Origin of the sequence: Uniformispora flossi (genome assembly GCF_049534875.1) — a bacterium.
Classification (GTDB): Bacteria; Actinomycetota; Actinomycetes; order Streptomycetales; family Streptomycetaceae; genus Yinghuangia; species Yinghuangia aomiensis.
On record NZ_JBMULZ010000001.1, the window covers coordinates 323,661 to 348,387 of the forward strand.

22 protein-coding genes are annotated in these 24,727 nt (G+C 71.9%); 13 read left to right on the top strand and 9 right to left on the bottom strand.

What is annotated here, in order from left to right; translation table 11 throughout:
• Positions 1-16 precede the first annotated feature (16 nt).
• Complete coding sequence (locus tag ACPA54_RS01450; RefSeq protein ID WP_423525922.1) at positions 17-931, top strand: ADP-ribosylglycohydrolase family protein; 915 nt, start codon at positions 17-19, stop codon at positions 929-931.
• A 443-nt stretch (positions 932-1,374) separates the two neighbouring features.
• Here the strand turns inward: ACPA54_RS01450 and lon are convergent, their stop codons facing one another.
• Entirely contained in the window at positions 1,375-3,777 is a 2,403-nt protein-coding gene (lon, locus tag ACPA54_RS01455) for an endopeptidase La (RefSeq protein WP_423525924.1), read from the bottom strand.
• Positions 3,778-3,968: 191 nt separating this feature from the next.
• On the opposite strand from lon, the gene ACPA54_RS01460 reads away from it, so the two are divergent.
• The 3 genes from ACPA54_RS01460 to ACPA54_RS01470 are packed head-to-tail and all read left to right on the top strand — an operon-like array spanning position 3,969 to position 5,633.
• The gene (locus ACPA54_RS01460; RefSeq protein WP_423525926.1) at positions 3,969-4,427 is read left to right on the top strand and encodes a DUF4279 domain-containing protein; all 459 of its coding nucleotides are present in this window, start codon (positions 3,969-3,971) and stop codon (positions 4,425-4,427) included.
• Positions 4,428-4,757, top strand: coding sequence for a hypothetical protein (locus tag ACPA54_RS01465; RefSeq protein ID WP_423525928.1), 330 nt, complete (start codon positions 4,428-4,430; stop codon positions 4,755-4,757).
• 54 nt (positions 4,758-4,811) lie between these two features.
• Positions 4,812-5,633: a MerR family transcriptional regulator gene (locus tag ACPA54_RS01470; protein ID WP_423525930.1), complete on the top strand. Its 822-nt coding sequence runs from the start codon at positions 4,812-4,814 to the stop codon at positions 5,631-5,633.
• 34 nt (positions 5,634-5,667) lie between these two features.
• Here ACPA54_RS01470 and ACPA54_RS01475 read toward each other — a convergent pair whose 3' ends face one another.
• A complete protein-coding gene (locus ACPA54_RS01475) occupies positions 5,668-6,585 on the bottom strand; it encodes an HdeD family acid-resistance protein (RefSeq protein WP_423525932.1) in 918 nt (305 codons plus the stop codon).
• 210 nt (positions 6,586-6,795) lie between these two features.
• Complete coding sequence (locus ACPA54_RS01480) at positions 6,796-8,652, bottom strand: AMP-binding protein (protein ID WP_423525934.1); 1,857 nt, start codon at positions 8,650-8,652, stop codon at positions 6,796-6,798.
• A gap of 269 nt (positions 8,653-8,921) precedes the next feature.
• Here ACPA54_RS01480 and ACPA54_RS01485 point away from each other — a divergent pair, with 269 nt between their 5' ends.
• The 3 genes from ACPA54_RS01485 (at position 8,922) to ACPA54_RS01495 (ending at position 11,687) form a co-directional block, all read left to right on the top strand.
• Positions 8,922-10,130: an acyl-CoA dehydrogenase family protein gene (locus tag ACPA54_RS01485; protein WP_423525936.1), complete on the top strand. Its 1,209-nt coding sequence runs from the start codon at positions 8,922-8,924 to the stop codon at positions 10,128-10,130.
• Entirely contained in the window at positions 10,127-11,275 is a 1,149-nt protein-coding gene (locus ACPA54_RS01490; RefSeq protein WP_423525937.1) for an acyl-CoA dehydrogenase family protein, read from the top strand. Before ACPA54_RS01485 ends, ACPA54_RS01490 begins: the two co-directional genes overlap by 4 nt.
• A 184-nt stretch (positions 11,276-11,459) precedes the next feature.
• Positions 11,460-11,687 carry a hypothetical protein gene (locus ACPA54_RS01495; RefSeq protein WP_423525939.1) on the top strand — a complete coding sequence of 76 codons (228 nt, stop codon included), beginning with the start codon at positions 11,460-11,462 and terminating at the stop codon, positions 11,685-11,687.
• A gap of 35 nt (positions 11,688-11,722) precedes the next feature.
• Here the strand turns inward: ACPA54_RS01495 and ACPA54_RS01500 are convergent, their stop codons facing one another.
• The 5 genes from ACPA54_RS01500 to ACPA54_RS01520 all read right to left on the bottom strand — a co-directional run bounded on the left by ACPA54_RS01500 (position 11,723) and on the right by ACPA54_RS01520 (position 17,785).
• On the bottom strand, positions 11,723-11,875 hold the full coding sequence (locus ACPA54_RS01500) for a hypothetical protein (RefSeq protein ID WP_345674705.1): 153 nt from the start codon (positions 11,873-11,875) through the stop codon (positions 11,723-11,725).
• A gap of 114 nt (positions 11,876-11,989) precedes the next feature.
• Positions 11,990-13,396, bottom strand: coding sequence for an ATP-binding cassette domain-containing protein (locus ACPA54_RS01505; protein ID WP_423525942.1), 1,407 nt, complete (start codon positions 13,394-13,396; stop codon positions 11,990-11,992).
• Complete coding sequence (locus tag ACPA54_RS01510; protein WP_345674707.1) at positions 13,393-14,136, bottom strand: ABC transporter ATP-binding protein; 744 nt, start codon at positions 14,134-14,136, stop codon at positions 13,393-13,395. Before ACPA54_RS01510 ends, ACPA54_RS01505 begins: the two co-directional genes overlap by 4 nt.
• On the bottom strand, positions 14,126-16,324 hold the full coding sequence (locus ACPA54_RS01515; protein WP_423525945.1) for a branched-chain amino acid ABC transporter permease: 2,199 nt from the start codon (positions 16,322-16,324) through the stop codon (positions 14,126-14,128). The genes ACPA54_RS01510 and ACPA54_RS01515 overlap by 11 nt, the downstream gene beginning before the upstream one ends.
• 42 nt (positions 16,325-16,366) lie before the next feature.
• Complete coding sequence (locus tag ACPA54_RS01520; protein ID WP_423525946.1) at positions 16,367-17,785, bottom strand: ABC transporter substrate-binding protein; 1,419 nt, start codon at positions 17,783-17,785, stop codon at positions 16,367-16,369.
• A 514-nt stretch (positions 17,786-18,299) separates the two neighbouring features.
• Between ACPA54_RS01520 and ACPA54_RS01525 the strand changes: the two genes are divergently transcribed.
• From ACPA54_RS01525 to ACPA54_RS01545, 5 genes are all read left to right on the top strand, one after another.
• Positions 18,300-18,953 carry a spermidine synthase family protein gene (locus ACPA54_RS01525; protein WP_423525948.1) on the top strand — a complete coding sequence of 218 codons (654 nt, stop codon included), beginning with the start codon at positions 18,300-18,302 and terminating at the stop codon, positions 18,951-18,953.
• Positions 18,954-19,191: 238 nt separating this feature from the next.
• Positions 19,192-19,641: a nuclear transport factor 2 family protein gene (locus ACPA54_RS01530; protein WP_423525950.1), complete on the top strand. Its 450-nt coding sequence runs from the start codon at positions 19,192-19,194 to the stop codon at positions 19,639-19,641.
• 42 nt (positions 19,642-19,683) lie between these two features.
• Positions 19,684-21,279, top strand: a complete 1,596-nt coding sequence (locus ACPA54_RS01535; RefSeq protein ID WP_423525952.1) for an MFS transporter — start codon at positions 19,684-19,686, stop codon at positions 21,277-21,279.
• Positions 21,280-21,425: 146 nt separating this feature from the next.
• Entirely contained in the window at positions 21,426-21,896 is a 471-nt protein-coding gene (locus ACPA54_RS01540) for a hypothetical protein (RefSeq protein WP_423525954.1), read from the top strand.
• 8 nt (positions 21,897-21,904) lie between these two features.
• Entirely contained in the window at positions 21,905-22,609 is a 705-nt protein-coding gene (locus ACPA54_RS01545; protein ID WP_423525956.1) for a Mut7-C RNAse domain-containing protein, read from the top strand.
• A 93-nt stretch (positions 22,610-22,702) separates the two neighbouring features.
• Here ACPA54_RS01545 and ACPA54_RS01550 read toward each other — a convergent pair whose 3' ends face one another.
• Positions 22,703-23,935, bottom strand: coding sequence for a PP2C family protein-serine/threonine phosphatase (locus ACPA54_RS01550; protein WP_423525958.1), 1,233 nt, complete (start codon positions 23,933-23,935; stop codon positions 22,703-22,705).
• A 187-nt stretch (positions 23,936-24,122) separates the two neighbouring features.
• On the opposite strand from ACPA54_RS01550, the gene ACPA54_RS01555 reads away from it, so the two are divergent.
• The gene (locus ACPA54_RS01555; RefSeq protein WP_423525960.1) at positions 24,123-24,635 is read left to right on the top strand and encodes an Ntn hydrolase family protein; all 513 of its coding nucleotides are present in this window, start codon (positions 24,123-24,125) and stop codon (positions 24,633-24,635) included.
• Positions 24,636-24,727 lie beyond the last annotated feature (92 nt).

A 24,727-nucleotide genomic window follows, 5' to 3' on the forward strand; every position in this document is an offset into this window, starting at 1 on the left:
TTGGGGGTCTTGCCGCATGTTGGTCGAACTGGCGATCGGGGACGCGTACGGCGCGGGGTTCGAGTACGCCGCACCGGAGTTGGTCCGCCGCGGGAACACGCTGTCGGGCTATGTCCGGCATCCGCGGCACCACGACCTCGCTCCGGGGCACTACACCGACGACACGCAGATGAGCCTTGCGGTCGTCGAATGGCTGCTCGACGACGACCCGTTGCACCGAACACCCGAGGCCGCGACGGCAGCCTTGGCCGACCGGTTCGTGGCGGCGTACCGGCGCGACCCGCGGGCGGGTTACGCCGGGGGCTTCCGTTCGGTGCTCGACCGGGTGAAGACGGGCGCGCAACTGCGCGCGACGCTGCGCCCGGCCAGCGACAAGAGCGGCGCGGCGATGCGCGCGGGGGTGCTGGGTCTGCTGCCGGACGCGGCCGACGTCCGCCGTTTGGCGGAGTTGCAAGCGCGGATCACCCACGACACGCCGGGCGGGGTGGCCGCGGCGGTAGGGGCGGCGTTCGCGGTGCACTACTGCCGCCACGGCCTCGGCCCGGTCGCCGACCTGCCGCGGTGGCTGGCCGCGCAGGTGCCGGCGCCCGCCGAGTACGGGGCGTGGGATCACGCGTACCGCGGCAAGGTCGGCTCGCCGGGGATGTCGAGCGCCCGAGCGGCGGTGACGGCCCTCGCCGCGAACCGCGGCATGGCGGCGCTGCTGCGCGCGTGCGTGGCGTTCACGGGGGACGTGGACACCGTCGCGACGATCGCCCTGGCCGCGGCTTCGGTGACACCGGAGTATGCGGCGGATCTGCCCGGGGTGTTGGTCACCGGGTTGGAGGACGGGACATACGGGCGAGGGTATTTGGCGGCGTTGGACGAGCGGTTGGAAAAGCGGTGGGGCTTGTTCGGAGACCGTGGGGAGAGCGCGGACCGACGGGCGTGACGTTTTCGCCGGCCGGGCGTTGTCCAGGCCGGCGGCCTGCTCACCATCCAGGCTTGTTCGAACACGGCGGGGAGAGCACAGAACAGCGGGCGTGACGTTTCCGCTGGTCGGTTGCCGCCCGAACCTGGGCAGTTGACCCGCACGCTCCGGCCTGTTCGAACAGCCAGGTCACTCGCCCGAGAACCGCCTGTGACGTTTTTGCCGCCCGGTCGTTGGCGGAACAAAAGGAGCCACGCAACGCCGCCCGGGCCGCTTCTCGCCCGTGTGCCCAGGAGCCGCGCGCGTTGATCCCGTTCTGGACGCGGCTCCCGACACGGCTTCGGACAAGCGGACAAGCGGACAAGCGGACAAGGCACCGCCGGGGCAAGCAGGTCGGCTGCTCGCCCCGGCGGGGTCGGGTGGCCCGGCGGACGCCGCCGCCGGGCCTGCGGGAGTCCGGGCCGTCAGGCCGCGGCCGCGTGCTCCCGCGTCCGGGCCGGCTCCAGCGCCAGCGCGAGGACCTCGCGGACGTCGGAGACCGCGTGCACGGTCAGCTGCTCGCGGACCGCCTCCGGCACGTCGTCCAGGTCCGGCTCGTTCCGCTTGGGGATCAGCACGGTGGTGATCCCCGCCTGGTGCGCGGCGAGCAGCTTCTGCTTCACGCCGCCGATCGGCAGGACGCGTCCGGTGAGCGACACCTCGCCGGTCATCGCCACGTCGGACCGCACGGGGCGGCCGGTCAGCAGCGACACCAGCGCCGTCGTCATCGTGACGCCCGCGCTCGGCCCGTCCTTCGGGACCGCACCGGCCGGCACGTGGATGTGCACGCCGCGGTCCTTCAGGTCGCCGACGGGCAGTTCCAGCTCCACCCCGCGGGACCGCAGGTAGGAGAGCGCGATCTGCGCGGACTCCTTCATGACGTCGCCCAGCTGCCCGGTCAGCGTCACCCCGCTCGCGCCGGTCTCGGGGTCGGCCAGCGACGCCTCGATGTAGAGCACGTCGCCGCCCGCGCCGGTGACCGCGAGGCCGGTGGCCACGCCAGGCAGCGCGGTGCGCTGCTCGTCCTTGGCCAACTGCGCCTCGGGGGTGTGGCGCGGCCGGCCGAGGTAGCCGACCAGTTCCGCCGTGCCGACCGTCAGCGGCAGTTCGACGTCGTCCAGGGCCTGCTTCGCGGCGATCTTGCGGAGCACCCGGGCGATCGCGCGCTCCAGCGTGCGGACGCCCGCTTCGCGGGTGTACTCGCCCGCGAGCCGGTGCAGCGCCTCGTCCGTGAACGCCACCTCGGCCGCTTCCAGCCCGGCCTTGTCGAGCTGACGCGGGATCAGGTGGTCGCGGGCGATGGTGACCTTCTCGTCCTCGGTGTAGCCGTCCAGCCGCACCAGCTCCATCCGGTCGAGCAGCGGCTCGGGGATGGCCTCCAGCACGTTGGCGGTGGCCAGGAACACCACGTCGGACAGGTCGAGTTCGACCTCGAGGTAGTGGTCGCGGAACGTGTGGTTCTGCGCCGGGTCCAGCACCTCGAGGAGCGCCGCCGTCGGGTCGCCGCGGTAGTCGGAGCCCACCTTGTCGATCTCGTCGAGCAGGACGACGGGGTTCATGCTCCCCGCCTCCTTGATCGCCCGCACGATGCGGCCCGGCAGCGCGCCGACGTAGGTGCGCCGGTGCCCGCGGATCTCCGCCTCGTCGCGGACGCCGCCGAGCGCGACGCGGACGAACTCGCGCCCCATCGCCCGCGCGACGGACTCGCCGAGCGAGGTCTTGCCGACGCCGGGAGGCCCGACGAGCGCCAGGACCGCGCCGCTGCGCCGCCCGCCGACGACGCCGAGACCGCGCTCCTCGCGGCGCTTGCGCACCGCCAGGTACTCGACGATGCGTTCCTTCACGTCGTCGAGTCCGGCGTGGTCGGCGTCCAGGATGCCGCGGGCGCCGGCGATGTCGTACGCGTCCTCGGTCCGCTCGTTCCACGGCATTTCCAGGACGGTGTCCAGCCATGTCCGGATCCAGCCGCTCTCCGGCGAGGCCTCGGACGCGTGTTCGAGCTTGTCGACCTCCTTCAGCGCGGCCTGCAGCACCTTCTCCGGCAGGTCCGCGGCCTCGACCCGGGCCCGGTAGTCCTCTTCCTCGCTGCCCGGCGTGCCGTTGAGTTCGCCCAGCTCCTTGCGGATCGCGGCGAGCTGCTGCTTGAGCAGGAACTCGCGCTGGGTCTTCTCCATGCCTTCCTGGACGTCCTTGCGGATGGTCTCCGCGACGTCCAGCTCGGCCAGGTGGTCGCGGGTCCAGCCGACGACCTTTTCCAGCCGCTCGGTGAGGTCGGTGGTCTGCAGCAGGTCGATCTTCTGCTGCTGGCTCAGGTACGGGGCGTAGCCGGCGTTGTCGGACAGCTCGCTCGGGTCTTCGATCTGCTGGACGAAGTCGACGACCTGCCAGGCGCCGCGCTTGCCGAGGATGGTGGTGACCAGCGCACGGTACTCGCGGGCCAGCTCCTGGTCCTGCTCGGTCGGCTCGGCCTCGTCGACGGGCGTGGCTTCCACCCAGAGCGCCGCGCCGGGTCCGGTCGTGCCGGTGCCGATGCGGACGCGGGCGGTGCCGCGGACCACGACGGCGGACTCGCCGCTGGGCAGGCGGCCGATCTGCTCGATGACGCCGAGGGTGCCGACCGCCGGGTAGTGCCCGTCGTCGCGTGGCACGAGCAGCACGCGCGCCTGGCCCTTGCCGGCCCGGATCCCGGGCAGCGCCCGGGCGGCGTCGACCGCGGCGCGGGTCTCGGGCTCGTTCAGCTCCAGCGGCACGGCCATACCCGGGAGCACCACGATGTCGTCGAGGGGCAGCACCGGGAGGGTCAGGATGCCGGAGGTGGTGTCGCTCATTACGGGCTCCCAGGGTCGGAGTCGGTTCGTTCGTTGCACTTGCGCTGCCTCGACTCAAGAAAAAAGAGCCCGCGAACATTCCCGCCGCTCCCGCGACCTCTGATCGCCCACAGCGAACACGCCCCACAGAGGTCCCGCCTGGCACACACGTTCGAATCATGCTCACCCGTTGTCGGAATACCCTCACCCGCATGCAGGTCGACCAGTACGTCTATTTCGCGCTCAAAAGCCGCAGCACCCCGGCCGCCGCCATGACCGCCTTCCTCGGGATCGAGCCCGACGAGGTCATGGTTCGCGGCACCAAGCTGCCCTCGCCCCCCGTCCCGGTCGTGCACGCCTGGATGGTCGTCTGTCGCGAGCCCGGTCGCCGCGTCGACCACCAGGCCGCCTGCGTCCTGGCCCGCCTCATCCCCCACACCGAGCGCATCGCGGACCTCGCACGCCGGCTCGACGCGGAGGTCGAGGACGGCGAGGGCTCCGCGGTGCTGGAAGTCGTGCGCTACCTTCGCCCCACCGAGGACACGCCTACCGCCGCCAATCTGCTCGGCTGGTGGCTCGACCGCGACGCGCTCGCTTTCCTCGCCGCCACCGGCGCCTCGCTCGACGTCGACGAGTACGACATGACCCCGGGCCCGGACGAGGAGCCGTAGATGGCCATCGCCAAGACCGGCTCGCGCCGGATCGTCGTCGACTCCGTCGCCTACCGTTGGCGGCTGCGGGGGCGCCCGAGGTACTGCCGGGCGCTGGGCTGGACTCCCTGCGCCTACGCCGTCGCCCTCGACGACGACCCCGGCGCCGTACTCGTCGTCCGCGCCGCAGGACCGCATCCGGGCAATTGGGTCGGTCGCCGCGGTTCGCCGGTGCTGCCCTCCGACGTCGCTCGGGCCGTCCGGACGGCTTTGCGGCGCGGCTGGGAGCCAGGGGCGGCGGGGCCGCAGTTCCGGCTCGATCTGTCGCACGGGTTCGTGGCGTCGCTGTGAGTCCTGCCGTCGGCTTGACTCTCACACCGTGTCAGGCCCTCTGCTGAAGGTGTCATGTTCGGAATCGGAGACTTCGCCCGGCGTGGTCAGGTGTCGGTGCGCATGCTGCGGCATTACGACGCGATCGGGTTGCTGCCGCCGGCGTTCGTCGACCCGGTCAGCGGCTACCGCTCCTACTCGGCGGCGCAGCTTGCGCGCCTCAACCGGCTTGTCGCCTTGAAGGACCTCGGGTTCACGCTGCAGCAGGTCGGGGCGATCCTCGACGAGCGGGTGAGCCCCGAGGAACTGCGCGGGATGCTGCGGTTGCGGCGGGCCGAGCTGGCGGCGTCGGTGGCGGCGGAGGCCGCGCGGTTGGCGCAGGTCGAGGCGAGGCTCCGGGCGATCGAAAGCGAGGGTTGCATGTCTGCTGCGGACGTTGTGGTGAAGCCGGTTCCGGCGGTGCGGGTGGCCGAGCTGCGGGCGGTGGCGGAAGGCCACGAGCCGGCGTTCATCGGGCCGGTGGTCGGTCCGCTGTTCGCGGAGCTGGCCGACCGGCTGTCCGCCGCCGGGGTCACGCCGGTCGGGCCGGGCATCGCGTACTACGAGCCGACCGGCGACCGCGGCGCGGTCACCGTGCACGCGGCGCTGCCGGTCGGGGCGGACGTCGCGGCCAAACGAGCCTTCGAGGTCGTCGTGCTGCCCGCGATCGAGGCCGCGACCCTGGTGCACCAAGGGTCGATGGACGACGTCATGCCGACCGTGCAGGCGCTCGGCGTGTGGCTGGAGGAGCACGGCTACCGGTCGACGGGTCTGCCGCGCGAGGTGTACCTGGACGTTCCGGACGATGTCGCCGGGTGGGTGACGGAGCTTCAGGAACCGGTCGTCCGCGGCATCTGACCGAGGGACGGCACCGGCGGACGGCACCGGCCTCCTACCGCCGGTGCCGTCCGCCGGTCTCGTCGTCCGGGCCCGCGCCGAAGGACTTGCGGAGGGTGTCGGGGCCCTTGTCCGCGGCCCATTCGGCGGTCGACGGGTCGCCGCCGTCGGCCTCGCCGGGCCCGTCGCGCCAGGCCGCGCCGCCCGCGAGTTCCTCGGATTCCTCTTCGATCTCGGCATCCGGCGGCCGCTCGGTCGTCGCGTTTGCCTGGGCACTCCCCTCAACACCCGCCGGAGCACCTTCCTGCACGCCCGCCCCGGCGCCCGCCGCGGCACCGGCCCCAACGCCCGTGATCGCCGTCCCGTGCGCCATCCGGGCGTCCTCGGTCCGCACCATGTCCACGATCCGCCGCCCGGTGATCCCCAGGCTCACCATGCTGAGCCCGTCGAACAGCAGGGCCAGCGAGATGAACGTGCCGATCACGTAGCGGCTGTTGCTCGGCCACTCGGCCAGGACCAGCAGGCCCAGCACGATGTCGATCACGCCGACCACGACGGTCCACGTCATGCGCGCCGACATCGATGCGATGCCGCCGACCACGCGGAACAGTCCCGCGGTGAGCAGCAGCAGCGCGACGAACAGGGTGAGCGCGGACGCCGCCACGTCGGGCCGCCGCAGCAGCACGATGCCCGCGGCGATGTTCACCGCGGCCACCGCGAGCGTGAGCCAGAAGGCGCCGGCTTCCCGGCGCGATTGGATGGCTTGGATGAGGCCGACGATGCCGCCGACGAGGAGCAGCCACGCGAACAGCACCATCGTGGTGAGCGTCGCGAAGGCCGTGTAGAGCAGGCCGACGACGCCGGCGGCGAGCAGGATCAGGCCGAGGAGCACCAGCACGCCGAATCCGAAGCCGGACTGCTTGGGTGCTCCTGCCCGGCGGTGCCGCGCGCCGCTGCCGGTGGTGCTGCTCATGGCGGTCGCTCCTCGGGTCGATCTCGGCGGGTCGTACGTGCGACTCCGTGTACCCGCTCACCCGAGGCCTACCCCGATCCGACCCCGATGCGACCGCCCTGATCGGCCATACCGCCCGCACCGGTGACGGACGTTCGCCCGGGCCGGTGACGGCCCGGGCGGAAACGTCGTACGCCGTTCTCGGACGGGTGATCCGCCCGTCCGCGTTCTCTACCGCCCGCCCCCCGGCGGCAGTGCGGGCGGCAGCGCCGGCGGCATCCCGCCGCCGAAGCCCGTCCGCCCCGACGGCAGTGCGACCCGCGGGATCGGCGTCGGGATCCGGTGTTGTTCGACGATCGGTCCCGACGGGTCCGCGACGCCGAGGAAGTGGCGGCGCAGGCGGTGTTTCTCGACGCGGTGGTTCGGGGTGCGGGGCATGTGGACGACGACGCGGATGTGGGCGGGGCGCATGTAGGGGGGCAGTGATTGCGCGCACCAGGCCCGCAGGGCCGCGGGGTCGACGAGTTTGCCGGGGTCGGGTTCGACGTAGAGGACGACGTCGTCGTCGGGGCGGCCGTCCATCGGTACGCCGAAGACCGCGCACACGGCGATGTCCGGGTGCTGGTTGACGAGGTCTTCGATGTGGTACGCGGAGATGTTCTCGCCGCGCATCCGGATGCGGTCCTGGACCCGGTCGACGAAGTGGATGAGTCCGTCGTCGGCCTGGATCACCGCGTCGCCGGTGTGCAGCCACAGGTTGCGGAGGGCTTCGGCGGTACTGAGCGGGTCGCCGGCGTACTCCTGGACGACGAGGCCGGACAGGTGCGGGCGGACGGCGAGCTGGCCGACGGTGCCGGGTGGCAGGCGCCGGTCGTATTCGTCGAGGACGGCGACCTCGAGGAACGGCAGCGGCGCGCCGAGGACGCCCTTGCGCGGCATCGCCTGTCCGGGCACCACGGGGATCCGGTAGTGCGAGCAGAGGCGGGCGACTTGTTCGTGGGTGAGGCCGCGGTGGAGGGCGCTGGGGGTGCCGGCGCCTTCGGGGCGTTCTTGGACGACGACGGCGAGCGGCATGCCGGATTCGACTTGGCCGTAGGCGGCGACGACGAAGTCGATGCCGAAGCGGCGGGCGAAGTCGGCGTGGGTGGCGGGCAGCGGGTGGAGCCACACCTTGGAGAGCGGGTTGACGGCGTCGTCGGCGCGTTCGGGGGTGCTGGTGAGCCACGGGACGGCCGCGTCGGTGAGGACCGCGGTGCTGGCGCCGGTGGCGGCGATGCGGTGCCAGAACTCGCCGGGGTGGAAGCGGTCCCACAGGGTGACGGTGGAGCCGCACCAGGCCGCGCGGGCGACGCCGGCGAAGGCGCCGAGGGGGCTGTGCATCGGCAGGTCGCTGTAGACGACGTCGTCGGCGGTGGTGAGGCGGCGCAGCAGGAAGGTGTACTGGGCGATCCACCGGTGGCAGAGCACGGCGGCTTTGGGGCGGCCGGTGTTGCCGGGGGTGTGCACGATGGCGGCGACGTCCTCGGCCATGGCGCCGAGTTGCGGGGGGAGGGCGCGGGCGAGGAAGCGCGCGTAGGGGATTTCCGGGAAGCCGTGCGGCGGGGTCACGCCGACGGAGTCGTGGACGGTGACGCGCGGCGCGTAGGGCAGGTGCCTGCGGACGAGTTCGAGGGCGGGCAGTCCGGCGCGTTCGGTGACGACGAGTTGCGGGTTGAGGGTGGTGAGCTGGGCGACGAGGAGTTCGCCGGCGAGGTCGGGGTCGACGGGGCAGAAGACCGCGCCGGCTTTCCAGATGCCGAACATCCACAGTGCGGCGGCGTAGGGGCTGCGGCAGTGGACGGCGATGCGGTCGCCGCGGCGGATGCCGGCGGCTTCGAGGTTGCCGGCGATGGTGTCGGTGGCGCGGCGGGCTTCGGCGTAGCTGAGGTCGAGCCCGTGTTCCCCGTAGTGGATGAAGACCCGCAACGGGGTTCGGACCGACCACGCGTCGAGCGCTTCGGTGACCGGTTCGCCGTCGACGGCGAGTTCGGCGGCGAGCGTGTCGAGGAAGGCCGGTCCGCCGGTGGCGCTCGTGCTGGGAGTCGTCACTGGTGTCCTCACGGCGCGGTGCCGGGTCCGGGCCGCGCGGATTCGTTGTGCCGGTGCGTGGGGGTTTGTCCTGCGGTAGCTGGGCCGTGCCAGGGCAGGGAGCGTACCGCGTAGTACGGACGCGCGGGGTCGGGGGCCGGGTTGCATCCGGGAACCCTTCCGCTCGTTGATCCGTGTACCTAGCATCAGCCTGCGTAGTGCTGTTGACAGCGAGTCAGTACCGGGTGTGACCGGATATCGGTCACCGGACAGCACCGGTCGAAGACCGGATGAGGAGGCACGCCGCCTTGGCCGACGTCACCGCGGAGCAGATCCGCGATCGCGTGCGCGATTTGGTCGCCGCGCACGATCCCGCCACGACCGACCCGGTCGCGTTCCTGGGCCATCGCTTCGACGCGGGTCTCGCCTGGGTGCATTTCCCGGAGGGCTGCGGCGGGCTGGGCGCGTCGCGGGCGCTGCAGGAGGTCGTGGAGCGCGAACTGGCCGCGGCGGGTGCCGTGCCGGCGAACCCGTTCCGCAACCCGATCGGCTTGGGCATGGGTGCGCCGACGGTCGCGGTGCACGGCACGGACGAACACCGGGCCCGCCTGCTGCGGCCGTTGTGGACGGGCGAGGAGGTGTGGTGCCAGTTGTTCTCCGAACCGGGCGCCGGATCCGACCTGGCCGGCCTGGCGACGCGGGCGGTGCGTGACGGCGACAGCTGGGTGGTCAACGGGCAGAAGGTGTGGACGTCGTTCGCGCACAAGGCGCGCTGGGCGATGCTCCTCGCCCGGACGGACCCGGATCTGCCCAAGCACCAGGGGCTGACGTACTTCTTCCTGGACATGACGCTGCCCGGGGTGGAGGTGCGGCCGCTGCGTCAGGCGACCGGGCAGGCCGAGTTCAACGAGGTCTTCCTGACCGACGTGCGGATTCCGGACAGCATGCGCGCGGACGAGGTCGGCAAGGGCTGGGCGGTCTCCAACACCACGCTGATGAACGAGCGCGTCGCGATCGGCGGCGCCGCGGCGCCGCGCGAGGGCGGCCCGATCAAGCCGGTCGCCGCGCTGTGGCGGGACAGGCCCGAGGTGCGGACGCCGGGCCTGCACGACCGCGTGGTCGGCGCGTGGGTCGAGGCGGAGGTGGCGCGGCTGGCGAACGAGCGGATCCGCCAGCAGCTCGCCGCGGGGCGGCCGGGCCCGGAGGGGTCGGCGGCGAAGATCGCATTCGCGAAGATCAACCAGGACACCACCCGGCTGTGGCTGGAACTCGCCGGTGAGGACGGCCTGGCGTACGACGACTGGACGATGCGCCGGGTCGACCTCGGCGGCTCGGACGGCGGCCGCGGACCCGGCTACTACTACCTCCGCGCCAAGGGCAATTCGATCGAAGGCGGCACGTCGGAGATCCTGCGCGGCGTCATCGCCGACCGCGTCCTGGAACTCCCGCGCGAGCCGCGCACCGACACCAAGCTGCCGTGGAAGGAGATCCCCCGGTGACGTCCCCGGCACCCGAAATCCCGTCGCTGCTCTACGCGGACATCGAGGAAGACCTGCGCGCCACGCTGCGCGGCCTGCTGGCCGACCGGTGCGCGTGGCAGGACGTCCTGGCCCGGGTCGACACCGGCGAACCGTACGACGAGGCGCTGTGGAAGGCCGTCGCGGAAGACCTCGGCCTCGCCGGGCTGCTGGTGCCCGAGGCGTTCGGCGGCGCCGGTGCGACGGCGCGTGAAGCCGCGGTGGCGCTGGAGGAGCTGGGGCGTTCGGTCGCGCCGATTCCGTTCCTGGCCAGTGCAATTCTGGCCACCACGGCACTGACGGCGTGCGGCGCGTCGGACGTCCGGGACGCCGCGCTCGGCCGCATCGCGGCGGGAACCGCCGTGGGCACGTTGGCCGTTCCGGCGACGATGTGGCCGACGGCCGACTTCCCGCTGTCGGTCACCGGCGCGCCCTCCGACGGCGGGCTCCTGCTGACCGGCGCGGTCACCTCGGTCCTCGCCGCGGACCGGGCGGATCTGCTGGTCGTCCCGGTGGTCGTGGACGGCGCCCCGCAGCTGGCTCTCGTCGACGGCGCCGCTCCGGGCCTGACCCGCACCCGCACGACCACCCTGGACGCGACGCGCCCGGTGGGCACACTCACCCTCGACAGCGTCCCGGCCGTCGTGATCGCCGACGCCGGCACCGCCCCCGCGGCGCTGCGGGCAGCGCTCACCGCCGGTGCCGCCCTGCTCGCCTCCGAGCAACTGGGCGTCGCGGAGCGCGCGTTGGAGGAGGCCATCGGCTACCTGCGCACGCGCCACCAGTTCGGCCGCCCGATCGGCTCCTACCAGGCGCTGCGGCACCGCGCCGCCGACCTGTGGTCGGACATCGCGGCGTCCCGCGCCACCGCCCGCTACGCGGCGGCGGCGCTGGCCGACGGCTCCCCCGACACCCCCGTCGCCGCGGCGCTCGCGCAGTCCTACTGCGCGGACGTGGCGGTGCACGCGGCCGAGGACTGCGTCCAGCTGCACGGCGGCATCGGCTTCACGTGGGAACACCCGGCGCACCTGTACGTCAAACGCGCCATGAGCAGCGCGCTGCTCCTCGGCACGGCCGACCGCCACCGGACGGCGCTGGCGGAGCTGGTGAACCTGCCGCCGGCCTGACCCGGCGGGCGCGCGTCGCGTGCCGGTCGGACTTCCCTCCCGGCCGGCACGCCGCCCGGTGGCCGCGGCGCGCGCCGGGGCCCGGGTCCGGCCCGCCCGCGTGATCGTTCCGCGTCATCTGCGCCGAGCCGGGTAACCGACGGGTATGGGCATCATCGCGCACCGGCGCGTGCGCCATCACGGGATGGAGCCGAACGACGCCGTCACGGACCTGCCGCTGCGCAGGGTCCTGTCCCGGTGGGCACTGGCGCTGTCGATCGCGGGCATCGCCTGGTGTGTGTTCGCGGCCGCGACGTTCCCGACCGAACGCGGACTGTGGATCTTCGCCGCGATCGTGCTGGTCCTCACCGCGGTCGTCGCGGTGGTCGACCTCTTGGTGATCCGCTACCGCATGCGGCGGCACGAATACTGACGTGTACTGACGTGTACTGACGTGTACTGACGTGTTCACGCCAGCATGCGGATGACCATCACCACCGCGTACGCCAGCACAGCGAACAACGCGATCAGCACGCCGACGAGCAGCCACGGCATCGTCCCGCGTCCGGGCGCGGACGGGGAGGAGCCTTCGGCGGTGTCGGCGGCGGGGTTCTCGGTCACGGCGGGACCCTCCGGAGTGCGCGGCGGAAACGGCATAACGGCTCGACCCGCCCAGCCTGGCACTGGGCGGGTCGGCCGTGCATCGGTCCTCAGGAGGAGCCGCGCGGCGGGCTCTCAGGAGGAGGGCGGCGTGTTCTGCTGGATGGCCGCCTGCTGGACGGCGATGAGCCGGGCCAGCCAGAACCGCAGGAACGTGGACAGCGAGTACCGGATGAACAGCGCCATGCCCGCAATGGAGATGCTGACGCCCAGCGACGCCGCCACGATCGCGTCGAACTGCGTCAGGTACAAGGTGGTGGTGTGGGACATGATGTAAGCGCCCACGCCGGTACCGATGCCCGCCACCATCAACACTACGCCCAGCCACATGAGTTGGGTGTCGGCGGTGGTGTTCGGCGGCTTGATGCGCAGGCCGCCGACGTCCATGGCGAGCGCCTGGGTGCGGTCCCCCTGCGGAGGCACGGGCGGCGCGGGGGGCTGTACGGGGAGGGGGGTGCCCGCCGGAACAGTCGGCGGAACACCGGCGGTGTTCGTGCTCATGGGTTCACCTCGTGTGTCGCCGTCGGTGTCGGGCGTTCCGCCGTCCGCGGGCGCGGCGGCGGGCTCGTCGGTCGGGGCCGGGTCCGCGGCGGAGTCGGACTCCGTGGCGAACGCGGGGACGGGCGGGGGCGGTATGGACTTCACGAGCGGGTCCTCGGCGGGGGAATCGGCCGGCGGTACCGCCGGGAGGATGGCGGTGAACGCGGTCGCGTCGCTTTCCTCGGGCTCGTCGGGTTCTCCCCCGCCGCCCAGGTAGGCGCTGTGCAGTCCGGCGGCGATCTCGTGCGGCGTGCCCACCGCGGTGACACGGCCGCCGGTCATGACCGCCGCGAGGTCGGCGACGCCGAGCGCGGTCTGCGCGAACTGCTCGACGAGCAGCACCGTCACGCCGCCGTCGGCGATCTGCGCGACGATCTCGAAAAGCTGCTCGACGACGAGCGGGGCGAGCCCCATGGACAGTTCGTCGACGAGCAGCACCGCCGGGTCGGTGGCGATCGCCCGGGCCATGGCGAGCATTTGCTGCTCGCCGCCGGACATCGTGCCGGCGGCCTGGCGGCGGCGCTCCTTGAGGCGCGGGAAGATCGGGAAGACCCGCTCTTCGATCTGCGCCTTGGACACGCCGCGGTAGGACGCCATCCACAGGTTCTCGGCGACCGTGAGGTTCGGGAACACCCCGCGGCCTTCGGGAACGCTGCACAGGCCGAGCCGGGCCAGGTCGACGGGTGACGCGCCGGTGACCCGGCGGCCGGCCAGCCAGATGTCGCCCCCGGTCGGCGGGTGCATGCCGGACGCGACCTTGAGCATCGTGGTCTTGCCGGCGCCGTTCGGTCCGAGGACCGCGACGACCTTGCCGGCCGGGACCGCGAGGTCGACGCCGTGCAGCACCTCGACCTGCTCGTATGCGGCCTTGATACCGCGCAGTTCGAGGACGGGCGGCGACTCGGGCTCGAGCGGGACCGGGAGTTCGAGTGTCAGCGTCATGCGGACTCCACCAGTTCCTCGTCGGCTTCGCCGAGGTACGCGGCACGTACCGCCGGGTCGGCCTGGATTTCCTGGCAGGTGCCCTGCGCGAGCTTCTTCCCGAAGTCCAGGACGTGCAGTTCGTCGCAGACCGACATGACCAGGTCCATGTCGTGCTCGACGAGCAGGACCGCGACGCCTTCCGTGGCGACTTCGCGCAGCACCCGGGAGAACTCGACGGTTTCCGCCTCGTCCTGCCCGGAGGCCGGCTCGTCGAGCAGGAGGATGCGCGGCCGGCACGCGAGCGCGCGGGCGAGTTCGACCATGCGGCCCTGCCCGGTGGGCAGTTGGTCGGCCCGCACCTCGGCGATGTGGCCGAGGTTGAGGCGTTCGACGAGCTGGCCGGTCGCCGCCCCGGCGCGTTCCGCGGACGGGTGGCGGCGCCGGTACTGTGCCGCGGCCACGTGGATGTTCTCCCGCACGGTCAGCGACCCGAACAGTTCGAGGCGTTGGAACGTGCGGGCCATGCCGCGGCGGGCCCGCCGGTAGGGCGGGAGCTTGCTGATGTCGCGGCCGTCCAGCATCACCTTGCCGCGGTGCGGGGCCTGGAGGCCGGTGATGACGTTGAACATCGTGGTCTTGCCCGCGCCGTTGGGCCCGATGAGCCCGGTGATCTGCCCGTTGAGCGCGCGCAGCGACACGTTGTCGAGCGCGGTGTGCCCGCCGAACTTCACGGTCACGTCGGTGACCTCAAGCCCCATGGCGGCCTCCTGCGAGTGCGGTGACGGGCGGGAGGCCCAGCGTGCGGTCCAGGGCCTCGATGTCGGCCGGGGTGAACGGCTGGGACACGCCCAGCTTTTCCGGCACCGCGGTCATGCCTTCCGGCAGGTCGTTCGCTCCCGTGAGGGTCTTCCCGGCCTTGCGGCTGTCGATGCCGCGCGAGACCGACGAGATGAGCGCGACGGCGATGAACATGCCGATGACCATCGACCAGTTGCCGATGATGTCGCCTTCCCGCAGGAGGAACACCACGACCACGCCGGCGATACCGGTCCCCATGACCGCCGGGTGCTTGAGCGCCGGATCCCACTTGGGCCGGATCTGCGCGGCGATGAACCCGTTCGGGTTGCGGCCGAGCGCGATGCCGTTGAGTCCGATGAGGATCGTGGTCAGCTGCGCCCAGTCGGGGAACAGGTTGGTCATCAGCGGGGTGCCCAGGAGGATGCCGCCGAAGAGCGCGGCGCCCGGCGAGGTCAGGCCGGCGATGACCATCGACATGAGGATGGACAGGCCGGTGAAGAACTCGAAGTTGGTCGAGCTGACCGAGCGGACCGCGCCGCCGTAGATGCCGCCGCCGATCCCGGCGATGGCCGCCGAGGTGGCGAACACCGACAGGGTCGTCAGCTTGTGGTTCATCCCCAGCGTGGCGCATGCCGCGGGGCTGTCCTTGAGCGCGAGCAGGCGCTTGCCGAACTCGCCGCGGCGGATGGCCACGACCACGAGGCTGACCAGGGCGAAGCACACCGCGCCGAACACGAAGTACGCGCGGTCGCTGTTGATGTCGACCCACGGGAGGTCGAACCGCTTGATCGGCAGGGTGCCGCTCTTGAACACCTGGTAGGTGTGGCCGCCCCAGTTCCACTTCGGGAGCTGGAAGATCCACCGGTCGAGCGCGACCGCGAAGGCCGCGGTCCCCAGCGCCAGGTAGATACCCGACAGCCGCAGCGCCGGCAGCGCGATGATCGCTCCGATGACCGCGCAGATCATGGCCGCCCAGAGCAAGGCGATCGGCTCGCCGCCGTCACCGAGGTGCGCCACGGTGATGGCGCCGATGCCCGCGAAGCTGAGCTGGCACAGGGACAGTTGGCCGGAGTAGCCGATGAGCGGGATCATCGACAGGGCGATGATGCCGAGGCCCCACATCTTGGTGCTGCTGAAGAGGTCGGTCGGGCTCAGCGTCCGCGACGCGACGAACGCGCCGAACACCACCGCGGCCGCGAACATGAGCCCGCCGGGCCAGGTCGGCTTGCGGGAGAACTCGCGGGTGCGCGAGGAGCTGTGCCCGCGCAGCTGCGTCTGCGGCATGAGCAGCAGCGCCACGAACAGGACGGCGACCGGCACCGTCGGGGTGAAGCCCGACAGGTAGGGGTAGCCCTCCTTCCACTTCGGGATGTAGTTGGTGGCGTAGGCGCCCGCGACGCCGATGAGCATGGCTCCGAGGAACGTCATCGGCAGGCTCTTCAGCCGGCCGATCACGGCGGCCGCGTATGCGTTGACGATCAGCAGCGTCAGCGGCAGCGGGCTCAGCGACAGCTTCGGTGCGACGAGGATGCCGGCCAAGGCCGCCAGGCTCGTGCCGATGGCCCACGCCAGCATGCCGGCGATCTCCGGTCGTGCGCCGTTGAGTTGGGCGAGTGACCGGTCGTCGACGGTGGCGCGCATGGCGATGCCGATGCGGGTGCGGGTGAGCAGGACCCACAGGCCGACCGCGACGGCGAGCGCCACGGCGAGCGTGGTGATGTCGCTGTACGGGACGTTGACGCCGCCGACCTCGAGCACCTTGCCGCGGAAGAACGGCTGCGCGGTGCGGTTGACGTTGGGGTCCCAGATCCACAGGACCGACGCCACCAGCGACAGCAGGATGGCCACGGTCACCATGAGTTTGGTGGCCGCCGATGTCCCTTCCAGGCGCCGCATGATCACCAGGTGCAGCAGCACGCCGAACAGCGGCGCGAACACCAGCAGGCAGGCCACGAGGGCGAGCCAGATCGGCCAGTGCCAGCCGTAGTGCATCTGCCAGTACAGGAACGCCGCGAACATGCCGGTGGCGCCGTGGGCGAAGTTGAAGATGCCCGTGGTGGTGTACGTGAGGGTCAGGCCCCCGGCGGTGATCGCGTAGATCCCGCCGGTGGCCAGCCCGATGATCGTGAAGGTGATGAACTCTTGCACGCGCCCTCCCAGGCCGGGTCCGGCGTGGCCGGACCGCTCGGATCAGGTGTAGGCCTGGTCGAGCTTGACGACGTTGTCCGGGGAGCAGTTGAAGATGGTGTCGGTGTTGGGCTTGGTGACGTCCATGTCCACCGGGAAGCCCTTGTCCTTGTCCAGCTTCGTCATCGTGAAACAGCCGTTGGCGTGCATCTGGTCGAGCGGTCCCACGTCGTTCGGCGCGAACAGCCCGCCGCCGGTCCAGCCCGGGCGCTTCGCCTTGTCCAGGACGCATTCGACGGTGACGTCGGCGCCGCAGTCCTTGACCGAAGCGGCCCACAGCAGCCACGCGTTGAGGCCGGCGTAGTTGAAGTAGACCATGCGGCCGTTCTTGTTCTTCAGGTGGAACAGGTCGACGGCCTGCTTGGCGACGGGCTTCTGCGCGGCGTTCTCCTGCGGCCAGTACGTCGTGTAGACGTAGAAGTCCGGGACGTTGGCGTCCTTGGCGCTCTGCAGGTTGAAGTTGTTGTAGGCCGACTGGTCGGACAGGATCGCCTTGGGCGCCCACCCGGCGTTGTTCATCTCCTGCAGGAACGGCGTCGCGTTGACCGCGAACGTGCCCGCGCTGACCAGGATTTGCACGTCGGCGGCCTTGAGGGCCTCGACGACGGTGCGCCATTCCTGGCCGATCGGAGAGGCGAGCTGCGTGGTCACGACCGTGCCGCCGGCCTTGCCGACCGCGTCCGCGTAGCGCGACGCGACGGCGGACAGCGCGCCGAGGTTCTGGCCGATGATGCCGACCTTGCCCTTGGCGTCCGGGTACCTGTCGAACAGCGCCTTGTAGGGGCCGACCGGTCCCTCGTCGGCGGGGATGCCGCCGGGCTGCACCTGGAGCGGGGCCTGGATGGCCGCGGTGGTGACGACGTAGCCGGGAATCGCGCCGAGGTTGCAGCCGAGGCGCGGTTCGACCGTGACGTCGTCGATCGGGTTGCCGCCGCCGACGAGCATGAAGTCGCTCTGGCAGGCTTCGGTGATCTTGGTGGCGGCCTCCATGAGCATGCCGTCGCGCTTGTTCACCTTGATCTTGCGGCCGTTGATGCCGCCCGCGTCGTTGCACCACTTGGTGAACGCGTCGGACATGTCGAAGAACTCCTGGCCGAGGCCGGGCTGCATCTGGTTGCCCGGGTCGCCCAGCGTGGTCACCGATATCTCGTTGTCGGTGACGCCGCGCACGGGTGCGCCGGAGGCCGGCTTCTGGTCGGCGGGCTTGGGGCCGCACAGGCCCTTCAGGTCGCCGAAGTCCCCTGCGGGGACGGTGGTGCTGCTGGAGGGCCCCGGCGCCGCTGGGTTGCCGCCGCTTCCTCCGATCCCGCCTTCGGCATTCCGGTCGTCCCCGGAACGACCGCATGCGGCGACGAACAGCAGCGGCACGACCATGCCGACCGCCCATCGCCGAACCCCACGCCTTACGGAAAGTGACGCCATCAGCTCTCCCGACACTCGTGTCCGCTGACCGGACGCAGAATGTCCTGGTCGGCTTCTTCGTGCAGTGGTGCAGGTGGTGCAGACCGTGCAAGTCGTGCAAGTCGTGCAGCTCGTGCAAGTGCTGTGGTGCGTTGTGGTGCATGTGCTGTGGTGCTCGCGCCGTGCCGTGGTGCCCCTGTGCCGTGCCGCCCGGCCGCGGTGAGGGCCGACCGGTTGGTGCCCGCATGTGCTCACGTGCGAAAGCGCCGGCCCGGGATCCGGCCCGGCCGGCGCCCGCGGTGGCGGGGATTCGGTCGGTGGGTGGGTGCGGCGGAACGGTCCGGCGATGCCATCAGTTGATGGACCATAAATCAATGGCCGGGACACTAATCGCGACGTCATCAGGGTGCAAGAGCCGACACGTGCTCGGAAAGCGCCGGTCGGGTAACGGTCCGGGCATGATCCGGAAAAGGCCTCGGGAAAGGGCAACGACATGGTGGCTAAGCGAAATGTCGATCCGGCGACAGTTGCCGTCGTGGACCGCGTGACCACGGCGAACGGCGAGCTGGTACTCCGGCGCAGCGGCGGGCATTTCGAGATCGTGAGCAATGGCACGTTTCTGATGGACACCCGCGACGGCGCCTCGGAAAGGCTGTTGGTGGACGCCGCCGTGGACACCCTGACAAATCCGGCGCCGCGCACCGGACTTCGCGTTCTGGTCGGCGGACTCGGGGTGGGATTTTCGCTCGGCGCCGCGCTGGCGCGGCCGGAAGTCGGCGCGGTGGCGGTGGTGGAGCGCGAGGCGCCGGTGATCGCCTGGCAGCGGGGCCCGTTGGCGCCGTTCTCCGGGCACGCGCTCGACGATCCGCGGGTGGCGCTGCTGCACCGCGATCTCGTGGAGTGGGCGTTCGAGGACGGCGATGCGGGCGCGTACGACGCGCTGTGCCTGGACATCGACAACGGCCCGGACTGGACGGTGACCGCGTCCAATACGTCGCTTTACGGCGCCGCCGGGCTGCGTGCGCTGCGGGCGAAGCTCGCGCCCGGCGGCGTGCTCGCGGTGTGGAGCGCGGCGGCGAGCCCGGCGTTCGAGACGCGGCTGGCCGAGGTGTTCGGCGACGTCGCGGTGCGGGAGGTTCCGGTGCGGGTCCCGCGCGGGGTGCCGGACGTGGTGTTCCTGGCGCGGTGAGCAGCCCGCCCGCGATGGCCGCCGCGGTGTCGGCGGCAGCTCCCCGGATGGTTGGGCGTGGCGAACGACACCCTGCGTATTGCCGCCCGGTAACGCGCAGATTTCCCGACGTTTTCCCAGGTCAGAACCCTCGGCACGAAACCTGACGAACCGTCAAGGAAAACTTGTGTGAGTCCTCTATCCATGTCAGCATGCGGTGACGGCCGGTGATACCGGGGGCAGGCGAGGGGACGGAACCATGGCGGATCATGCGGCGGACAAGATGGCGCTGCGCGAGCTGGTCGAGACGTACGCGCACGGCGCCGACCGTCGCAAGCCCGAACTCGTGGCCGCCCAGTTCCACCCCGAAGGCCGCCTCGTCGTGCAGCGCGACCCGGGCGCCGAGCCCGTGGTCCGCACCGGCCGCGAGCAGATCGCCGCGGCCATGAAGGGCCTCGAACGGTACATCGCCACCCAGCATCTGGTGGCCAATCAGCTCGTCGCGTTCGACGGCGACCGGGCCGAAGGCGAGACGTACTGCACGGCGCACCACATCTACGAGGACGAGTCGGGGGTGCGCCGCGACCGCGTGATGGCGGTCCGCTACCTCGACGTGTACGTGCGCACCGACGAGGGCTGGCGGATCGAGACGCGGTCGCTGCACTGCGACTGGGTACAGGATCTGCCGCTCTTCGTCGCGTCGTCCTGAACGCGTCCGAGCAGCCCGAGCGTCCCAGAAGCACGTGACCTGGTGAGTACTGACACGCCCTCCGCCGGCGCACATGTCGACGCCGCCGCCGGCAAAGCCCCGCGCCGCAACCCCACGCTGGTGCTCACCGCGCTGGCTTTCGCGGCCACGGCGATCGCCGTCATGCAGACGGTGGTGACGCCGATCCTGCCCCGGCTCCAAGACCGGCTGCACGTCTCCAGTTCGGCGATCTCGTGGACGCTGACCGGGAACCTGCTCGCGGCCGCCGTGGCGACCCCGCTGATCGGGCGCCTGGGCGATATGCGCGGCAAGAAGCGGTTCCTGCTCATCTCGCTCGGCGCGGTGGCGGCGGGTTCCGTGCTGGCGGCGGTGACCACGTCGTTCCCGATGCTCGTCGCCGGGCGCGTGCTGCAGGGCCTCGGCGGCGGTGTCGTGCCGCTGGCGCTGAGCGTGGTCCGCGACGAGTTCCCCCGGCACCGCACCGCGGGCAGCATCGCGATCATCGGCGCGACGATCAGTGTCGGCTCCACGTTCGGCTCGGTGCTCGCCGGGCTCATCGCCGACCGCTGGGACTACCACCTGCTGTTCTGGCTCTCGGCGCTCGTCGCCGCGGTCTCGGTGGCGCTGGTCTGGCTGCTCGTCCCGGACACCGTGCAGCGGCGCCGCGAAGGGCACGTCGACATCCTGGGCGCGCTCGCGCTGTCCGGATGGCTGTCCGCGCTGCTGGTCGCCATCAGCCGGGGCAGCCGCGCCGGCTGGGGTTCGCCGATGGTGGTCGCGGGGTTCGTGGCAGCCGCGGTGCTGTTCGGGGTGTGGGCGTGGTGGTCGCTGCGCTGCGCGGACCCGCTGGTCGACCTGCGGGTCATGACGCGGCGTCCGGTCCTGCTCGCGGGCCTGTCCGGCATGCTCACCGGCATGGCGATGTACGGCTCCGGGCTGCTCTTCGCCCCGTTCCTGCAGGCCCCGGAATCGCGCGGCTACGGCTTCGGGACGACTGTGCTGGCCGCCTCCCTGTACATGCTGCCCGGTGCGCTCGGGAACCTGGCCGCGGCGCCGGTCGCGGGTCGCATGATCAACCGGTACGGGCCCAAGCCGGCGCTGGTGTGCGGGCCGCTGCTGAGCGCCGTCAGCTTCCTCGCACTGCTGCCGCTGACCGCTCACATCTGGGCGTTCTCCGCGGTGTTCACGGTCTTCGGGTTCGGCCTCGGCCTGGCGTTCGCGGCGATGCCGGCGACGGTCAACGCCAACGTGCCGTCCGACATGACCGGTGTCGCGAACGGCATGAACGCCGTCCTGCGGACCATCGGCGGCGCGGTGGGCGTGGCGGTGCTGGGCGCGGTGCTCAGCGCGGTGACGGTGGGGTCGGGGGCGGGCGGCGGCGTGCCGAGCCTGACGGCCTACCGGATCTGCTTCGGGCTGCTGGCCGTCGCGTGTGTGATCGGCGCGGTGGTGGCGTTCGCGGTGCCGAGTTCCGGGTCGTCGGTGGCCGTCGAGGCGGTTCCCGTCGAGGAGGGCGGGGTGCCGGGGCCCGCAGCGTCGGCCGAGTCCGCCGAGCCGGCCGAGTCGGCCGAGCCGGCTGCGCGGTCGGGGCAGAGTCCGCCGGTGTCGCCGTCCCGGGAATCCGCACGCAATTCGTAGGGTGCTCGGGGGCGCGAGTCCGGTCGGGTGGCTCGCGCTCCCGGCGTGCCCGTCGACGATCGACTCCGGGTGCGCGGTGGCCTACGCTGACTTCGCCACGATCGGATTGGGCATCCGCCCCGACCCCGAGGTGAGGGCCCACGGCCGTGAACGAAGTCCCACGCCCGCGCTCCGCGTCCGCCCGCCCCGCCGCGGGGGTGCTGCCCGCGTCGTCGCCGTTCGACTGCTGGGTGGGGATCCCGCGGCCGCTGCGGAAGCACCGCGAGCTGGTCGGCGCGGAACGCGCGTTCGCCCTCGCGGACTGGGTCGAGGACGTCGGGGCGATGAACCTGGCGAGTGAACTCCTGCGCACCCGCGAGGTCCTGGGCGACGTGCTGCGGCTGCTGCGGCAGTGCGGGGTGGATCCGGTGGCCGAGTTCGAGCGGGCCGCGGCGGCCGAAAGGGCGGCCGTCGGCGCGCCGGAAAACCCCGGGACCGGGGCTCCCGGCGGTGGCATGCTGGCGGCATGCCAGGAGCCGACATCCACGACCGTTCCACGCCCCGATCCGACCCCGCCGGGTCCGCGGATTCCGCAGCCGCTGCCGGGTCCGCAAAGCCTGCCGGCTCCGCCGAACTGACCCTCGTCATGGCGGACGACCTCGGCCTGTTCCTGCCGCCGAGGCTCCGCGAAGGCGGCGTGACCGCCACCATCGCCGACGATTCCACGCTCGGCCACCTCGTGGAGTCCGCCGGGGTGCCGCTGCCCGAGGTCGGGCGGCTCGTGGTGGACGGCGCCGAGGCCGACGCGGCGTACCGGCCGCGCGGCGGCGAACGCGTCGAGGTGCACGCGGTCACCCGCCCGCAGGCGGTGCCCGAGCCGGAGCTGCGGTTCCTGCTCGACGTCCACCTCGGCACGCTCGCCCGGCGGATGCGGCTGCTCGGCATCGACACGGCGTACCACAACGACTGCGACGACCCGGTGCTCGTCGACCAGGCCAACGCCGAGCGGCGCGTCCTGCTCACCCAGGACCGCGGGCTGCTGCGCCGCCGCAACCTGTGGTTCGGCGCCTATGTGCGCGGCACCCGCCCCGACGCGCAACTCGACGACCTGCTGCACCGCTTCGCCCCGCCGCTCGCCCCGTGGACGCTCTGTACGGCGTGCAACGGGCTGCTGCGGCCGGTTCCGAAGGAGTCGGTGGCCGACGAGGTCGAGCCGGGCACGCTGGCGTCCGTCGACAGCTTCGCGCGGTGCGGGTCGTGCGACCGGGTGTACTGGCACGGGTCGCACGGCGGGCATCTCGACGAGATCGTGGCGAAGGCACGGCGGACCGTGGAGGCGGTGCGGGGTTGAGCGCGCGGGGTTGAGCGGCCGCGGCCGACCGTGCGGGGCCGAGTCCGCCGAGGTGGTGGGACGGCGCGGGTGTGACGGGTCCGGGGGCGGCTTTCAGCCCGACTCCGACGGCTTCCGCGCCAGCCCCACCATGAGCGCGTCGTCGGTCATCCGCCGCCTCCCCGCGAACCGCAGCAGGTCCTCCCCCAGCCGCTCCACGGCCACCGCCGGTTCCGCCGGCGCCCGACCGCCGACCAGCGCGTTGATCCGGTCCGCCACCGGGTAGGACATGCCGGACTCGTTCCGGGCGTCCGACACCCCGTCGGTCACCAGCAGCAGCAAGTCGCCTTCGCGGAACGGCTCGCCCCACGACCGCGGCGCCACCGTGTCCAGATCGCCCAGGCCCAGCGGCACCCCGGGCTCGGGCGGGTCCAGGACCCGGGCCCGCCCGTCCGCCGTCACCAGCACCGGCTGCTCGTGGCCGCGGTGCACGAAGATCACGTGGTCGGAGCGCACCTCCACCAGCAACGCGGTGACGAACCGCTCCGCCGGGGCATTCCGCTGCAACGAGGCCTCGATACGCCGGGCGATGTCCACGAGATCGACTTCGTCGTAGGCCGCCTCGCGGAACGCCCCGATCGTGATCGCCGCGGTCCGGACCGCGCCGAGGCCTTTGCCGAGCACGTCGCCGATCAGGATCCGCGGCCCGTAGGGCGTGTCCAACGCCAGATACAGGTCCCCGCCCAGCTCCGCCTCGTCGGCGACGGCGAAGTACCGCACCGCGAAGCGCAGACCTCCGTACTCGGCCGGCGGCGGCATCAGGATCGCGCGCTGCGCCGCGGTGGCGACCTTGGTGACCGCGACCAGCTCGCGCTCGCGCCGGATGCGCACCGCGGACAGATACATGCTGAGCGCGGTCGCCAGCACGTACATCCACGTGCTCACTTGGAACAGCTGATCGAACTCGGACGCGAGGTATCCGTCGTGGTGCGCCAGCAGGTACCGCAGCGGCAACGAGGCACACCCGATCGCCAGCACCGCCAGCGGCGGCGCGGTCGCGCAGGCGAGCGTCGGCGCGAGCAGCAGGAACGGGTAGAACACCGTGTCCGGCACACTCAGGTCGAAAGCGGCGACCACGACCATGATCGTCACCGGCAGGGCGACCTGCCGAGCGAGCAGGCGCCAGCGGGAGGCGGGCGTCCCGTCGGTCGCGAGGAAGTCCATCCGCGGGGCCAGCAGCCGGGACTTCAGCCGCTCGGCGACGCGCAACACCGGCCGCAGGACCTTCCGCAGAGCGCGGCCGGCGCCGGCCGCCCGCGTGGAGTCGGGCGACGCGTACCGTGCCATGCCCGCCCTCCTACGCCGCCGATTCGTTCCATGATCCCCGCAAATACGCCGGTACGCTCCGTCGAGTGCCGCCGTTCTACGCCGTCCGGGGCTGGCGACCTCCCACGGCCGGTCCGATAATCACGCCGGATGCAGGCCGCCCGCGGCCCGCGGGACCGGCCTACGACACCGGCAGACGGGGGCGTACGTGACCGTCATCGCAGGCAAGATCGTCGACGACCGGATCGTCATCGCGGCCGATTCCCAGGTGACCTGGGGGCAGGCCAAGACCGAAGGCACCAAGCTGTACAAGATCGGCGAGGCGCTGGTGTTCGGCGGCTCGGGGCATTTGCGCGACGTCAACCTCATGCGGCTGTTCCTCGACACCCACACACCCGCGTCGTCCGACGAGCGCGACGTCCTGGAGTTCTACGCCGAGTACGTCGAATGGGCGAAACGCAAGATGAGCGGCTTCGAAGCCCACTCGTCGTTCCTGTTCGCCTTCGACGGCAGGCTGTTCGAGATCGACTCGGACTTCGACGTCACCTACGCCGACTTCACCGCCATCGGCTCCGGCTGGGAGTACGCCCGGGCCGCACTCCACCTCGGCCACTCCCCCAGCGAGGCCGTGCAGGTCGCGTGCGACCTGACGATCTTCTGCGCGCCACCGGTGACGGAGTTCAGCATCGCCAGACCCCAGGGCGGTGCGGCGCCGAACTGACCGCAGACCCCGGGCGCCCGCTACGCTCCCTGCGCTCCGGGCTCCGGGCTCCGGGCTCTCGGCTCTCGGCTCTCGGCTCTCGGCTCTCGGCT

Excerpts from the sequence above, each read along its gene's own strand:
- ACPA54_RS01550 (WP_423525958.1), bottom strand. The coding sequence starts at position 23,935 with ATGGCACGGTACGCGTCGCCCGACTCCACGCGGGCGGCCGGCGCCGGC.
- ACPA54_RS01545 (WP_423525956.1), top strand. The coding sequence starts at position 21,905 with ATGGCGGACGACCTCGGCCTGTTCCTGCCGCCGAGGCTCCGCGAAGGC.
- ACPA54_RS01485 (WP_423525936.1), top strand. The coding sequence starts at position 8,922 with ATGAGGAGGCACGCCGCCTTGGCCGACGTCACCGCGGAGCAGATCCGC.
- ACPA54_RS01520 (WP_423525946.1), bottom strand. The coding sequence starts at position 17,785 with ATGGCGTCACTTTCCGTAAGGCGTGGGGTTCGGCGATGGGCGGTCGGC.
- ACPA54_RS01470 (WP_423525930.1), top strand. The coding sequence starts at position 4,812 with ATGTTCGGAATCGGAGACTTCGCCCGGCGTGGTCAGGTGTCGGTGCGC.
- ACPA54_RS01495 (WP_423525939.1), top strand. The coding sequence starts at position 11,460 with ATGGAGCCGAACGACGCCGTCACGGACCTGCCGCTGCGCAGGGTCCTG.
- ACPA54_RS01475 (WP_423525932.1), bottom strand. The coding sequence starts at position 6,585 with ATGAGCAGCACCACCGGCAGCGGCGCGCGGCACCGCCGGGCAGGAGCA.
- ACPA54_RS01450 (WP_423525922.1), top strand. The coding sequence starts at position 17 with ATGTTGGTCGAACTGGCGATCGGGGACGCGTACGGCGCGGGGTTCGAG.
- lon (WP_423525924.1), bottom strand. The coding sequence starts at position 3,777 with ATGAGCGACACCACCTCCGGCATCCTGACCCTCCCGGTGCTGCCCCTC.
- ACPA54_RS01465 (WP_423525928.1), top strand. The coding sequence starts at position 4,428 with ATGGCCATCGCCAAGACCGGCTCGCGCCGGATCGTCGTCGACTCCGTC.
- ACPA54_RS01510 (WP_345674707.1), bottom strand. The coding sequence starts at position 14,136 with ATGGGGCTTGAGGTCACCGACGTGACCGTGAAGTTCGGCGGGCACACC.
- ACPA54_RS01530 (WP_423525950.1), top strand. The coding sequence starts at position 19,192 with ATGGCGGATCATGCGGCGGACAAGATGGCGCTGCGCGAGCTGGTCGAG.
- ACPA54_RS01505 (WP_423525942.1), bottom strand. The coding sequence starts at position 13,396 with ATGACGCTGACACTCGAACTCCCGGTCCCGCTCGAGCCCGAGTCGCCG.
- ACPA54_RS01460 (WP_423525926.1), top strand. The coding sequence starts at position 3,969 with ATGCAGGTCGACCAGTACGTCTATTTCGCGCTCAAAAGCCGCAGCACC.